Origin of the sequence: Sphingobium fluminis (genome assembly GCF_037723805.1) — a bacterium.
GTDB lineage: Bacteria > Pseudomonadota > Alphaproteobacteria > Sphingomonadales > Sphingomonadaceae > Sphingobium.
The window spans coordinates 330,544-343,773 of record NZ_JBBJUK010000001.1; the positions used below are offsets into that span (position 1 = coordinate 330,544).

Annotated in this window: 11 protein-coding genes and 1 pseudogene; 5 read left to right on the top strand and 7 right to left on the bottom strand. The window is 63.6% G+C overall.

Going from position 1 to position 13,230, the window contains the following annotated elements; genetic code table 11:
* Positions 1-72: 72 nt before the first annotated feature.
* Positions 73-423 (top strand): MerR family transcriptional regulator, encoded by a 351-nt coding sequence (locus tag WG907_RS01660; protein ID WP_340230829.1) that lies wholly within the window; start codon positions 73-75, stop codon positions 421-423.
* Here WG907_RS01660 and WG907_RS01665 read toward each other — a convergent pair.
* The 4 genes from WG907_RS01665 to WG907_RS01680 all read right to left on the bottom strand — a co-directional run bounded on the left by WG907_RS01665 (position 420) and on the right by WG907_RS01680 (position 4,678).
* Positions 420-947: a GNAT family N-acetyltransferase gene (locus WG907_RS01665; RefSeq protein ID WP_340230830.1), complete on the bottom strand. Its 528-nt coding sequence runs from the start codon at positions 945-947 to the stop codon at positions 420-422. The two genes, WG907_RS01660 and WG907_RS01665, sit on opposite strands and share 4 nt — an antisense overlap.
* Positions 948-952: 5 nt before the next feature.
* On the bottom strand, positions 953-1,495 hold the full coding sequence (locus WG907_RS01670; protein WP_340230831.1) for a SixA phosphatase family protein: 543 nt from the start codon (positions 1,493-1,495) through the stop codon (positions 953-955).
* The gene (locus WG907_RS01675; protein WP_340230832.1) at positions 1,492-4,245 is read right to left on the bottom strand and encodes an ATP-dependent DNA helicase; all 2,754 of its coding nucleotides are present in this window, start codon (positions 4,243-4,245) and stop codon (positions 1,492-1,494) included. Before WG907_RS01675 ends, WG907_RS01670 begins: the two co-directional genes overlap by 4 nt.
* Positions 4,246-4,306: 61 nt before the next feature.
* Positions 4,307-4,678: a PilZ domain-containing protein gene (locus WG907_RS01680; RefSeq protein WP_340230833.1), complete on the bottom strand. Its 372-nt coding sequence runs from the start codon at positions 4,676-4,678 to the stop codon at positions 4,307-4,309.
* Between the two features lie 128 nt (positions 4,679-4,806).
* Between WG907_RS01680 and WG907_RS01685 the strand changes: the two genes are divergently transcribed.
* Positions 4,807-6,390 (top strand): lysine--tRNA ligase, encoded by a 1,584-nt coding sequence (locus tag WG907_RS01685; RefSeq protein WP_340230834.1) that lies wholly within the window; start codon positions 4,807-4,809, stop codon positions 6,388-6,390.
* A 197-nt stretch (positions 6,391-6,587) separates the two neighbouring features.
* Here WG907_RS01685 and WG907_RS01690 read toward each other — a convergent pair whose 3' ends face one another.
* The 3 genes from WG907_RS01690 to WG907_RS01700 form a co-directional block, all read right to left on the bottom strand.
* Positions 6,588-7,058, bottom strand: a complete 471-nt coding sequence (locus tag WG907_RS01690) for an RcnB family protein (RefSeq protein ID WP_340230835.1) — start codon at positions 7,056-7,058, stop codon at positions 6,588-6,590.
* A 180-nt stretch (positions 7,059-7,238) separates the two neighbouring features.
* Complete coding sequence (locus WG907_RS01695) at positions 7,239-7,916, bottom strand: prolyl hydroxylase family protein (protein WP_340230836.1); 678 nt, start codon at positions 7,914-7,916, stop codon at positions 7,239-7,241.
* A 126-nt stretch (positions 7,917-8,042) separates the two neighbouring features.
* On the bottom strand, positions 8,043-8,999 hold the full coding sequence (locus tag WG907_RS01700) for an RcnB family protein (protein WP_340230837.1): 957 nt from the start codon (positions 8,997-8,999) through the stop codon (positions 8,043-8,045).
* A 243-nt stretch (positions 9,000-9,242) separates the two neighbouring features.
* Between WG907_RS01700 and WG907_RS01705 the strand changes: the two genes are divergently transcribed.
* The 3 genes and pseudogenes from WG907_RS01705 to WG907_RS01715 all read left to right on the top strand — a co-directional run bounded on the left by WG907_RS01705 (position 9,243) and on the right by WG907_RS01715 (position 13,227).
* Positions 9,243-9,782 carry a biliverdin-producing heme oxygenase gene (locus WG907_RS01705; protein WP_445326749.1) on the top strand — a complete coding sequence of 180 codons (540 nt, stop codon included), beginning with the start codon at positions 9,243-9,245 and terminating at the stop codon, positions 9,780-9,782.
* A complete protein-coding gene (locus WG907_RS01710; RefSeq protein ID WP_340230839.1) occupies positions 9,775-12,372 on the top strand; it encodes an HWE histidine kinase domain-containing protein in 2,598 nt (865 codons plus the stop codon). The genes WG907_RS01705 and WG907_RS01710 overlap by 8 nt, the downstream gene beginning before the upstream one ends.
* A gap of 59 nt (positions 12,373-12,431) precedes the next feature.
* Positions 12,432-13,227 (top strand): annotated as a pseudogene (locus WG907_RS01715) (DODA-type extradiol aromatic ring-opening family dioxygenase).
* Positions 13,228-13,230: the final 3 nt, after the last annotated feature.

Here is a 13,230-nt window from a genome sequence, read left to right on the forward strand (position 1 = left end):
GATTGTTTTCCTGCCTTTACATCGATTTACCATAGTTGACCTAGAGGCCGCTGTGGGTGCAACATCGTTGTCATGGAAAAGGCAGACGGTGCATTTCTGACAATCAGTGAACTGGCCGGCGAGCTTGCCGTGCCCCAGCATATCCTGCGCTATTGGGAAACCCGCTTTCCCGCGCTCCGCCCTCTGCAGCGATCGGGCAATCGCCGCTATTATCGACCTGCCGACGTCGTGCTCGCGCGCAGGATCAACCAGTTGCTCAATGTTGAAGGTTTTACGGTGCGCGGCGCGCAAAAAGCGCTGACCGATGGCGCCGTCCTGGTCGAGCCGCCCGCGGTACGGCCATCCGACAATGACTTTGTGAACCGCCTTGTCGCCATCCGCGCCGCATTGGCTGCCGCGATCGACGATGGTGCCCCCGGCTAAAGTTTGCGGGCGTAGATGAGGTCGCGAAAAGGGACGTCGCCGACCATGAAGGTCATCTCGCCAATCTGTTCGAACCCGTGGCGGGCATAGAAGCGACGTGCACGATCATTTTGCGGATAGACCGCCAGCAGCAGCCGATCAGCGCGGCGGGCGAGCGCATTGGCGATCACCAGTTCCATTACCGCATCGCCATTGCCCCCGCCCTGCCAGCCGCCCAGCAGATAAATCCGCTTGAGTTCCAGATCGCGGCCTTCATGCGTCGCGATCGGCAGATCGGGCTGGGTGATCAGCGCATAGCCCACAGGCGCGCCGAGCGGGGTTTCGCCGATCAGGACCGTGCAGGCCGGATGGGCGAGCGCTGCCTCATAATAGGCCTCGCCATGCGCGCTGCGAATATGGGCGAGCAACGCGTCTCCGGGATGATCATGGGCAAAGCTGGCGAGGAAGGTGGCTCCGCCCAAAATCGAAAGTGCTGCGGCATCCGCTTCGTCGGCGTGCCGCCAGAGAATAGGGGTCGCGGGCATAGCGATCAGCGCGTCTCCGGACCCAAAGCAGGATCAAGGTCGCGCGGGCGGGTGAACCCCACCAAGGTCGCGCTGTTTTCTGCGACGTCCGACCAGCGATCGATAGTGAGGTCCAGCACGGCGAGGCTGGCGGTCGGGAACTTGACTTCCACGTCCTCGCGCAACTGGCTGGCGCCGTCATCGGGCACGAGGTCGAGAACCAGTTCCTCAAGCCCTGGATTGTGACCCGCGACGAATATGGTGTCGGCGCTGTCGGGCAGGTCGCGCAGAATATCCATCAGGGTCGCCACGGAAGCGAGATAGATGCGGCGGTCCCAGCGAGGCTGCAAGATCGTCCCATAGCCAGCATAGAAATGATTGAGCGTTTCGACGACGCGAACGGCAGGCGAAGCGATGGCTAAGTCGAAATGCATCTGGCGGGCGCGCGCGAACTGGCCGATCAGTCGCGCCGCCTTCTCCCCGCGCTGGTTGAGCGGGCGGTCGAAGTCGCGCGCCACCGGATCGTCCCAGTCCGATTTTGCGTGACGCAACAAGGTCAGCCGTTTCATCTCTGCTCCAGATCAGGCCTACCCGATTCGGAACCCTGATGCACTAAGGACATGTCTTCGCCAAGACGGTCGCTGCGCGAATCCGCGCTGACCGCGATGATTGCCTGGTCCAGCGTCAGGCGGCGGACCGGTGTGCCCGGTGGAAAGGCGGACAGCAATCGGCTCGGCATGGCCGCCGACAGGATAACGAATCGTCCCCGGTCCTCAGCGCGGCGGATGAGGCGGCCAAAGGCCTGTGCCAGCCGCGCGCGGATCAGTCGGTCGTCATAGGCGGAGCCCCCGCCAGCCAGCCGTCGTGCGGCATGCAGCACCGTCGGTTTCGACCAGGGCACCCCCTCCATCACCACCAGCCGCAGTGAATCGCCCGGTACGTCCACGCCATCCCGCAATGCGTCCGTCCCGAGCAGCGACGCGCGCGGGTCGTCACGGAAAATATCGACCAGCGTCCCGGTGTCGATGGGATCGACATGCTGGGCGTACAACGGCAAACCGCCGCGCGCCAGCCGGTCGGCGATGCGTGCATGCACCGCGCGCAGCCGCCGGATTGCGGTGAAAAGCCCCAGCGTACCCCCTCCCGCTGCCTCGATCAGCCGCGCATAGGCGCCCGACAATGCGCCGATGTCGCCGCGCTTGATGTCGGTGACGATCAACACTTCGGCGCGGGCGGCGTAATCAAATGGGCTGGGGGCCTCGAACCGGGTCGCGCGCTGGGGCAGGTGGGTGGCACCGCTGCGGTCTTCCGCATTGCTCCAGTCGCCGCCGCCTTTGAGCGTGGCCGAGGTCACGAGCACGCCATGGGCGGGCTTCAGCACGGTTTCAGCAAGCGGCCGCGTGGGATCGAGCCAGTGGCGATGGAGCCCGATATCATATTCGCGGCCCTCGGCCCTGTCGACGGTCATCCAGTCGACGAAATCGGCGTCGGCCGAGCCACCTATTCGCGCGAGCAAGGCGAGCCACGCGCTGATCAGGTCACGCCGCCAGCCCAGCGACGCTATCGCCCCTTCGATCCGCGCGCGTGCCGCGCCGTCCAGCCAGTCGGGCGCATCCTCGACCACCGCCTCCAGCCGCTTGGCGAGTCGCGCCAAAGGACGCAGCAGCGTATCGAGCGCCTGCGCGCCTTCCTGGGCGGCGTCGACCAGTGGCCCATCGGGCTCGGCCAGTTCGGTCTCCAGCCCATAGCCCGCGTCCGCCTCACCCGTTTCGGCGGCTCGCGCATAGACTGTGCCGCGCACCGCGCCCAGCAGCCGTTCGATCGCGCCATAGGGTTCGCCAGCGATGACCCGCTTCAACCAGTCGTCCGACGGCAGCGCCTGCGCGGCGGTCCCGGCGGCGCGGATCGCCTCGCCGCCCTCCTCGTCATAGCTGGCAAGATCGGACAGCCGCGCCGCAAGGCCACGCCGCCGCCCACGCGCATTGCCCTCCGGCCCGATGATCCAGCGACGCAGCTCAATCGCCTCCTGTCCGGACAAGGCCGTGGAAAAGGTCGAATCGGCGGCGTCGAATAGATGGTGGCCTTCGTCGAAGATGATCCGCTGTGGCCGCTGTCCCGTCTCGCGACCCCGCGCGGCGTTGATCATCACCAGCGCATGATTGGCGATGACGATATCGGCGTCTGCCGATGCCCGCGCCGACCGTTCGATGAAACATTTGCGATAATGCGGGCAGCCGGCATAGATGCACTCGCCCCGACGGTCGGTCAGCGCGGTCGATCCATTGCGCCGGAACAGGGTGGGCAGCCAGCCGGGCAGGTCGCCGCCGACCATGTCGCCATCCTTGGTAAAGGCCGCCCAGCGCGCAACCAGATGCGCCAATATGGCGGCGCGGCCGGCAAAGCCGCCTTGCAGCGCGTCTTCCAGATTGAGCAGGCAGAGATAATTTTCCCGGCCCTTTCGCACTACCACCCGCTTCGCGGCGATCACCGGGTCGGGGAACAGACGCAGGGATTCCCGGTCAAGCTGGCGTTGCAACGCCTTGGTGTAAGTGGAAACCCATACCGTGCCTTGCGCCTGATCTGCCCAGAGCGACGCGGGTGCAAGATAGCCTAGGGTCTTGCCGATTCCGGTGCCGGCTTCCGCGAGCAGCATATTGGGCTGGTCCCGGTGTGCGCGCGGTCGAAATGGTTCGACGGCGGCCGCGGCATAAGCGCGCTGGCCGGCCCGCGCTTCGGCGCCCTGGCCGGTCAGCAAATCCAGCCGCGCGAGCACGGCATCTTCGCCAAGCGTGATCGAGCGCGGCGCAGGGCGGGTGGCGACCTCTTCCCATTCGGGCAATTTGGTGAACAGCCAGCGTTCGGCCTCACGCGGCCGGACGATGCGGGGGGCTACCAGCGGCGCCCACGTCCAGCGCAGGCGATGCAGCGTTTGTGCGGCCGTCCAGCTGCCTTCACGCTCCGTCCAGTCCGGCGACTCAAGACGCGCCAGCAGCTCGACCGTCGCGGCCTGCAACAGCGCTGGAATATCACCTTCGCCCGCCGGCCGCGTGAGGTTCAGCGCCTCGGCCAGCCCTTTGGGCGTCGGCACCAGGAAGCGGGCGGGGTGGACAAAAGCCCATAATTCCAGAATGTCGAGGCCATTAAGGTCGGGATAGCCGAGCCGCTGGCCAGTCAGTGGCGCATTGAGCAGCAAGGTCGGAGTCTCCGCCGCGCGCGCGATGGCCTGTCCTTTGGCGAGCGCATGGGTGCTGCCGTCTTCGCGCAACCAGATACCGCCATGACTGGCATGCAAGGCGGGCAGATTGGCGGGATCGATCACTGGGCCGGCTTAAGCCAGCAGGAACAAAAGGGAAACCGAAAATAGGCCGAAGAGCGGCGAATCAGGCGGAACGCCGCCCGAATCCACCCTGGGGAGCTGTGGCAAGGAGTGGCCTGACGCCGCGACTTTGAAATCCGGCGGCCGCACGCATGGCCGCACGGGCCATCTCCAGTCGTTCCAGCAAGGGACCATCATGCAGTTCATAGGGAAAGCGGATGCCCATCCGGTCGATTTCCGACCAGCGCACCGTGCCGAATACGATGTGGCCGTCCATATCCAGCTGGCACTGGGTTTTGGGGGGCAGACTGCACCCCACCACCTGCGCGCCGCCTTCGCTGAGGTCGACGATGGCGCCCTCCATGCAGTCGAGCACCGTCGTGATCACGATCGGGATATCGACGATGATGCGTTCGCGGCTGCGGATGATCTGCATTGGGCCTCCAGTAGGACAATTATCGTTCCACAGGGTTAATGAATGCTAAAGATGCGATCGATTCTTAACGTGGATTTGCTATCGAATAGCGTTCCAATTTTTGCTCCCCGAGGCTATCGGCTTGGCCCATGACCGCTTCTGATTTACTCCGTTCCGCTGCCTTATCCTCCAAGGCCTGGCCTTATGAAGAGGCGCGCAAGCTCCTCAAGCGCTATCCGGCGGCGGCGCCGGAAAAAGGATATGTGCTGTTCGAGACCGGCTATGGCCCTTCGGGCTTGCCGCATATCGGAACCTTCAACGAAGTGTTGCGGACGACGATGGTACGTAACGCCTTCCACGCGCTGTCGGATGTGCCGACCCGGCTGATCGCGTTTAGCGACGATATGGACGGCCTACGCAAGGTGCCCGACAATGTGCCCAACAAGGACATGCTGGCCCAACATCTGGGCAAACCCCTGACTCAGGTGCCCGATCCGTTCGAGACGCATGAAAGCTTCGCGCATCACAATAATGCGATGCTGCGCGACTTTCTCGACCGCTTCGGCTTCGACTATGAATTTGTCTCCGCGACCGACCGCTATCGGTCGGGAGCCTTTGACGACGCGCTCAAGACCGTCCTGCGCCAGTATCAGGACATAATGGACATCATGCTCCCGACCCTGCGCAAGGAACGGCAGGCGACTTATTCCCCCGTGCTGCCGATCAGCCCGAAAAGCGGTATCGTGCTTCAGGTGCCGGTCGAAGTGATCGATGCCGACGCCGGCCTGATCCGTTTCGAGGATGAAGGTGAGACTATCGAACAGTCGATCCTGTCGGGTGGAGCCAAACTGCAATGGAAGGTCGACTGGGCGATGCGCTGGGTGGCGCTCGGCGTAGACTATGAAATGGCGGGCAAGGATCTCATCGATTCGGTCACGCAAAGTTCGCGCATCTGCCGGGCGCTGGGCGCGCGCCCGCCCGAAGGCTTCAATTACGAGATGTTCCTCGACGAAAAGGGCGAGAAAATCTCCAAGTCCAAGGGCAATGGCCTCAGCCTCGACCAGTGGCTGACCTATGGCCCACAGGAAAGCCTGGCCTTCTACGCCTATCGCGAGCCTAAAAAAGCCAAGCAGTTGCACATGGGCGTTATCCCGCGCGCGATCGACGAATATTGGCAGTTCCGCGGCAATTATGAGGGGCAGGCGATCGAGCAGCGGCTCGGCAATCCCGTTCACCATATTCATGATGGCAAGCTTCCCGACGGCAAGCTGCCGGTGACGTTCGGCCTGCTGCTCAATCTGGTGGGCGTGATGGGCGATGCGACCGCCGATCAGGTCTGGGGCTATCTGCGCAACTATGTCGCCGATGCCGACGCGGCGACCTATCCCGAACTCGACGCGCTGATCGGTCATGCACTGGCCTATCATCGCGATTTCGTGGCGCCGACGCTTTGCCTCCGCGCGCCCGAGCCCCATGAAGCCGCGGCGCTGCGCAGGCTGGATAATGAGCTGGCGGCGCTTCCGGCCGGGGGATCGGCCGAGGATATCCAGAATATCGTCTATGCCATCGGCAAGGACGAGGCCTTTGGTTTTGCCGAACTGCGCAACTGGTTCAAAGCGCTTTACCAAACGCTGCTCGGAGCCGATCAGGGCCCGCGCATGGGCAGCTTCATCGCGCTTTACGGTATCGAAAACAGCCGCCGGCTTATCGCGCAGGCACTGGCTGCCGCCTGACAACCGGGCAAAGGAACCTTGGGTCCGGATGCACGTTCAGCGTGGCGGTCCACCCCCCTTTCGGACTGGTGGCGCTGCTAGCGCTCGTCATCGGCCGCGCCTGGTTGGAAACGGCCGGCGCGGCCATCGGGGTCTCCCGAAACAGAAAGCGGCCCCGGATTGCCGGGGCCGTTCCTGAGTCTGGTAGGCTCGAAGTCTTACCAGAAGAAGCCGCGATTGACCTGGACCACGCGGCCGGTGCGGACATTCACCAGCAAGACATCGTTATAATGTCTTACCCAACGCAGGTTGGCGCCCGGACGGGACAGACGATAGCGCGAGGGGTCGCTGATATAATAGCGCGAGCTGTAATAGGACGGGCGGAGCTGCGCGCCGACGCTCCAGGATGAATAGCGGAACGGCGCGCGCCAGTTGCCGCCACGATAGACATCGCGATGGGTGCGACGATAATCGCGCCAGTCTTCGCGATATTCCTGCCGGGCTTCGCGCACGTCACGGCGCTGTTCGCGAATGTCGCGTCGGTCGCCATGACGTTGAGCATCTCTCAGCTCGCGCTGTTCCTGACGGAGTTCGCGGCGGTCATGCCGCAATTCGCCGTGCGATTGCGCTGCGGCTATCCCGGGCATGGCGGCCGCCGCCATCAGGCCGAATAGGATGATCTTACGCATGTTTCTTCTCCCACAATGGGTGGTTGGAACGCCCCTTTGAAAACCTTTTCAGGGAAAGCGGGTTCCATTTCCACGAAGCAGATATGAGCCTGTCCATCTGAACCGGCGTGGAATAACATCGTCAGGAATCAGTCATTTATGTCGCAATGTGTAATGGCGTGGGCGGGGCCGGAGCGCTGTTCAGGGCGTCCAGGGCCGTTCGCGAAACCATTTGGTGACGACATATTTGCAACCGCTTACCACCGGCCGGGCGGCGTGGAGGCTCTGGGTATTGGGCGCGCCATCGGGATCGAGATTGTTCCAGACAAGGATCATGCCCTCACGCGGCGGCACCATGAATTCGCACAGGGGGAAATCGGTTTCACCCCCGCTTTCGACTGCCGAAAGATAGATCATCGCCGTCCAGCAACGCTGCCCGCCCGACGCCAGCATCGCGGGCCAATAGTCCGCCGTCACCGGAAAATAGTCGCAATGATGCTTATATTCCTGGCCCGGATAATAGCGCTGGCCCTGGAGCGTCTCGCCGGTGTCGGCAGACAGGCCGGTCAACGCACAGATGCGGTCGCTGATCGTGGCGACCAGCGGATCGAACGGGTTGAGGTTGCAGCTGGCGCTGGTGCGGTAATCGGCATTGGCGCTACCAGAAAACAGCGTCGAGGGCCGGGCTTCGTCGTCGATCAACGCGCGTAGGCCGGCGCATTCTTCATCGCTCAGAAAATCGCGGCGATGATATATATCAAGCTTCGGCGCGGCGATCCGGCTGACCATGGGATTGCGATCCAGCCTTTGCCGGACCGCTGCGCCGATTTGCGTGCGCATCGGTGATCCGACGCCACCATCATCGATGATCTCCGTCATGTTGACTCCCTGCCATTTCCCGGTTCACCCGCGCAAATGAAAAGAACCCGGAACCTTGCGGCTCCGGGTCCAGGAATTCCTGAAGGCCAGTTCAGGAAGCTCGATCAGTTGCGGGCCTGTGCGCGCTTACCAGAAGAAGTCACGGATCACGTCGACGACATATCCGTCGCGCGTGTCGACCAGCAGTGCGTCGTCATAATAGCGTACCCAGCGCATCGCGCCATAAGCGGGCGGGAGGCGATAGCTATACGGATCATCGAGCCAGTAATTGTTGGAATAGAGCAGACTCGACAAAAAGAAGCCGGTCGACACGGGACGATAACCATAGCTCCAACCGCGCGGGGCGTCATAGCGACCCATGCGGAATCGGTCGCCATAGCGGGCGCGATAGCTGGACCAGTCATAGCGCCGGTCCTGTCGCCAGCCATTGTCCCACCGCCGCTGATCGGACCAGCGGGTCCGGTCGTCGAAGCGGCGACCGTCGTTGCGCAGCCCGCTATTGCGCGCGTCGCCATTGCGCCAGCCGCCGTTGCGCCCGTCATTATTGCGGTCGCCGTTCCAGCGCCGGCCATCATTCACGCCGGGTCCGTCGTTCCCGCCGCGATTGTCGACGCGCCCGTCGCGACGCCAGTCCTGCCTGTCGTTGCGGTTGCCGTCGCGCCGGATCTGACCGTTGTCGACGGCATTTCCCCGCAGATAGCGATCGTCATTGCCGCCGGCGACCGGAGGCTGACGCTGCTCCTGCCCGGCCGAGCGGCCCGTCCGCTGCTGCCATTGGCCCTCGCGCCGATCCGGCGCTCCACCAGTCCCCGCGCGTTGCCGCGCTTCGCCGTCATTGCGTTGCTGCCAGTTCCGGCCGGGCACCGGGCGGTCAACCGGATGCTGAGCCTGCTGCTGTATCTGTTGGGCCGGCTGGCGGTTTCCCTGCCACTGCCAGCGGCCTTCCGGGCGCGCGCCGCCTTCGCGCTGGGCGCGATCGGGGCGTCCGTCTCGGCCATCACTTCGCCCCTGGGCATAAGCCGGGGCGATACCGCCAAATGCCGTGGCGGCCATCAGGCCAGCCAGAATGATCTTCCTCAACATCTCTCTGCCTTCCTTCAGTGGGCATGACGCCCCTGTTAAAGAGCTTTTAGATCAGCCAGGATGTCGCGATGCTGAATTCATCCGTCAGCGATTAGAAAGCTTGGCAGGCATAGAAGGGCTCGACACTACCCTTCCATTGCCTTTATTCACACTTTTTGTGCCGCGTAATCGGCCAGTTAGCGCTGCGCCTTTTCAAAATTGATGCAAATCATGGCACTGGTGCGTAACAATCCGTAGGGCTAATTGGTGACGATCGTTTCTCATGGCCTTATCCGCCAGGCGCTGCGCACCGCGACAGCCCAAAGCCATCATAGCGTCGATGCGCTGTTTTCGCGCTTCCGGCTTGATTTCTCTTTCGAATATGGCGCCTTTCTCCTGGCCCATGCCCGCGCGCTCGGCGCGATTGAGCCTGTGGCGAAACCTGCTTCCCCTCGCCTGCCGCTGATCACCGGCGATCTTGCGGCGCTGGGATATGCGATGCCCCCCGCACTCAAGTTCGATCGCCGCGTGAGCGAGGCTTTTCGCTGGGGGCTGCTTTATGCACTGGAAGGATCGCGGCTTGGCGGGGCGATGCTGGCGCGTCGGGTGCCGGCCGATCTGCCTCGTTCCTATCTGCTGGCGGTGCACCCTAAAGGCGGCTGGGCTGCTTTCCAAGCGTCCATGGACGAAGCTGGCGCGGCTGGCGGCGACGGCTGGTTAAGGGATGCGGTTGCAGGCGCGCAAGCCGCCTTCGCACTGTTCGCTGCGGCGGGCGCGCAACAGGATGAACCGGCAAATGGCTGACAAGGACGAAGCTGATAGCGCAGTACTGGCGGCAACGCAGAATTTTGCCGTCGACATCAATAATTGCGACCGCGAGCCCATCCATGTGCCGGGCACGATTCAGTCGTTCGGCTTCCTGATCGCCCTGACCGCCGACTGGCTCGTGTCGCGGGTGTCGGCCAATAGCGGCCATCATATCGGCCTCGAGCCCGCAGAGCTGCTGGGGCGTCCCATTGCGGGCATTTTTCGGCAGGATGCGGTGCATAATATCCGCAACCGGATTACCTTGCTGCGGGGCCCCGACGCAGTCGAGCCGATCTTCTCGCTCATCCTGATGGAGGGCGGCCGTCCCTTCGACGTTGCGGTGCATTTCTCCGGGTCGCTGGTGATGATCGAAGCGGAGCCGGCGGCTGCCGACGAGATGGAAGCGGCCGGCATGGTCCGCTCGATGGTCGCGCGCCTTGCCCAGACCGATTCGATGGCCGCGTTCCTGCGGGACGGCGCGCGACAGGTGCGGGCCGTGACCGGGTTCGACCGCGTGATGGTCTATCGCTTTGCCGCCAGCGGCGATGGCGAAGTGGTGGCCGAAGCGCTGCGGCCCGGCGTCGAGAGCTTCCTTGGCCTGCACTATCCCGCATCCGACATCCCCGCGCAGGCGCGTGCGCTCTATGTTCGCAACATCTTCCGCATTATCGCCGACGTGAAGGCGCAGCCCGTGCCGGTGGTGCCGACGCTCGATCCTTCGGGCGCGGCGCTGGACATGTCGCTTTGCCTGCTGCGCGCGGTGTCGCCCATTCATATCGAATATCTCGTCAATATGGGCGTCGCCGCGTCGCTTTCCATCTCGATCGTCGTCGGCGGTCGGTTGTGGGGGCTGTTCGCCTGTCATCATTATAGTCCACGCCTGCCGAGCTTTGCGCAACGCAGCGCCGCCGAGCTGTTCGGCCAGATATTCTCGATGATGCTCGAAAGCCGTGAACGGACCGAAACGGCGGAATATGAGGGTAAAGCGCGACAGGTCGCCGATCGGCTGATGGCGGCGGTGGCGCAGGATCATGATCTGCTCTCCGACGCCCCCTGGCTGGGCGATATCATCTTCGACACTATCCCGGCCGACGGCGTGGCGGTCTATACCGATGGGCGGATGAGCTTTTCGGGCCTGACCCCGGACCCGGCGGCCTTTTCCGCGATCGTGTCGATGCTCAACCGGAATGCTGCGAGTCAGGTCTTCAGCACCGACAACATCATCGGCATCATGCCCGAGGCGGTCGCTTATGCCGATCGGGCGTCGGGCCTGCTGGCGATCCCCTTGTCGCGCAAACCGCGCGACTATGTCGTGTTGTTCCGCGCCGAACAGCTGCGCTCGGTGCGCTGGGCGGGCAAGCAGGAAAAAACTATCGAACATGGCCCCAACGGCCCACGTCTGACCCCCCGCAAAAGTTTCGAGCAATGGTCGGAACTGGTCAAGGGCCGCGCCATTCCCTTCAAGCCTGCGGAACTGCGCGTCGCCGAAGCGCTGCGTACCGCCCTGCTCGAAGTCGTGCTGCGTCTGTCCGATTCGGTCGACGAAGAGCGTCAGCGCGCGCATGAGAAGCAGGAATTGCTGATCGCCGAGCTCAACCACCGGGTCCGCAATATCCTGTCTCTGATTCGCGGCCTCATTTCACAGACGAAAGACAGCGCCCTTTCGGTGGATGCGTTTATCGAGACGCTGGAAAGCAGGGTCCATGCGCTGGCTCGCGCGCATGATCAGATCACCGCCGACCGCTGGGCCCCCGCGCGCCTCTACGACCTGATCGAGGTCGAGGCCGGGGCGTATCTTGGCGAACGGCGCGACCGGGTAAGGCTGACGGGCCCCAATGTGCTGCTGACCCCCGGTGCTTTTACCGTGCTGGCGCTCGTCATCCATGAAATGCTGACTAACGCGGCCAAATATGGCGCATTGTCCGATAGTGGTACGATCGCGATCGACTGGCGAGTCGATGACGATGGCAGCCTGCTTATACACTGGACCGAAAGCGGGGGTCCGGCCGTGGTCGCGCCTACGCGGCGCGGCTTTGGATCGACGGTTATCGATCGCTCCATCCCCTATGATCTGGATGGCGCCGTCCAGATCGACTATCGGCTGGCGGGGCTGGAAGCCCGTTTCTGCATCCCGTCCGCTCATGTGGTGTCGGTGTTGCCCGATGTTGTCGGGCAGGCCCATCCCGCGCCCGTGGTCGCGCCGACGCCGGAATTGCTCGGGGGCCGCGTTGTTCTGCTGGTGGAAGATAATATGATCATCGCCATGGATGGCGAAGACGCGTTGCGCGATATCGGTGCGGAGGTGCTGACGGCCGCCAGTGTCGGCAGGGCGCTGGAGGCGATCGCGCTCCATCGCGTCGATCTCGCTGTGTTGGACTTCAACCTCGGTAACGAGAGCAGCCTGCCCGTAGCGGATATGCTGGTCGAACGCGGCATTCCGTTCCTGTTCGCGACAGGCTATGGCGACGGGCTGGAGCTGCCGACCCGCTTTCGTGACATCATATTGGTCAAAAAACCCTATTCGGGCGCGACATTGGCCGGCGCGCTCGCGCCCATGCTTGCCGATGCAGGCGTAGGAAACGTCTGAAACGGATTGTTTCGCGGCGCGGGGTTACGTCCCGATTCCGCGACCCCGATCTAGCCGGCATGAGACAGCCGACCTTTTTCATTCCCCATGGCGGTCCCTGCTTCTTCATGAACGCAGGCGGCCCCGACCGCCGCACTGCGATCCAATTTGGCAACCGGTGCAGAATCGTCTGCGCGGCCTGATAGACGGGAGCGGCCCCGCTATCCTGATCGTGTCGGGCCATTGGGAGGAGCCGGCCTTCACCATCCATGCCGAGGATCGCCCGACTCCGCTGTTTGACTATCATGGCTTTCCGCCGCACATCTACCGGCTGCGCTGGGACGCGCCGGGCGCGCCCCGCCTTGCCCGGCGCGTCACGGATTTGCTGACCGACGCCGGTTTTGCGACGCAAGAGGAATCGGCGCGCGGCTGGGACCATGGCGTCTTCATTCCGCTCGAGGTCGCGTTGCCGGAAGCCGACATACCGGTTGCGCAGATGTCCCTGCGACGTGATCTCGATCCTCTCGCCCATGTCGCAGCCGGACAAGCATTGTCGGCGTTGCGGGACGAAGGCGTGCTGATCGTCGGATCGGGCATGAGCTTCCATAATCTTGCCGTACGCGGGTCGGCAGCCACCGGGCCATCGGTGGAGTGGGGCGACGCCCTGCATGATGCCCTGACCGACCCTGACCCGCAACGCCGCGCCGCCCGGATCGCCGCATGGGAGATGCTGCCGCATGCGCGCTTCGCCATCCGCGCGAGGAGCATCTGCAGCCGCTGATGGTGGCGCCGGGTGCCGGTGGGGACGATCCCGCCGTTGGCGATCATCGCAACACTGTGCTTGGCTGGACGGTGTCGGGATACCGGTTCGGTTGATGC

Coding starts and splice junctions, on each gene's coding strand:
- WG907_RS01685 (WP_340230834.1), top strand. CDS start 4,807: ATGACCGCTTCTGATTTACTCCGTTCCGCTGCCTTATCCTCCAAGGCC.
- WG907_RS01700 (WP_340230837.1), bottom strand. CDS start 8,999: ATGTTGAGGAAGATCATTCTGGCTGGCCTGATGGCCGCCACGGCATTT.
- WG907_RS01680 (WP_340230833.1), bottom strand. CDS start 4,678: ATGCAGATCATCCGCAGCCGCGAACGCATCATCGTCGATATCCCGATC.
- WG907_RS01695 (WP_340230836.1), bottom strand. CDS start 7,916: ATGACGGAGATCATCGATGATGGTGGCGTCGGATCACCGATGCGCACG.
- WG907_RS01690 (WP_340230835.1), bottom strand. CDS start 7,058: ATGCGTAAGATCATCCTATTCGGCCTGATGGCGGCGGCCGCCATGCCC.
- WG907_RS01665 (WP_340230830.1), bottom strand. CDS start 947: ATGCCCGCGACCCCTATTCTCTGGCGGCACGCCGACGAAGCGGATGCC.
- WG907_RS01670 (WP_340230831.1), bottom strand. CDS start 1,495: ATGAAACGGCTGACCTTGTTGCGTCACGCAAAATCGGACTGGGACGAT.
- WG907_RS01710 (WP_340230839.1), top strand. CDS start 9,775: ATGGCTGACAAGGACGAAGCTGATAGCGCAGTACTGGCGGCAACGCAG.
- WG907_RS01660 (WP_340230829.1), top strand. CDS start 73: ATGGAAAAGGCAGACGGTGCATTTCTGACAATCAGTGAACTGGCCGGC.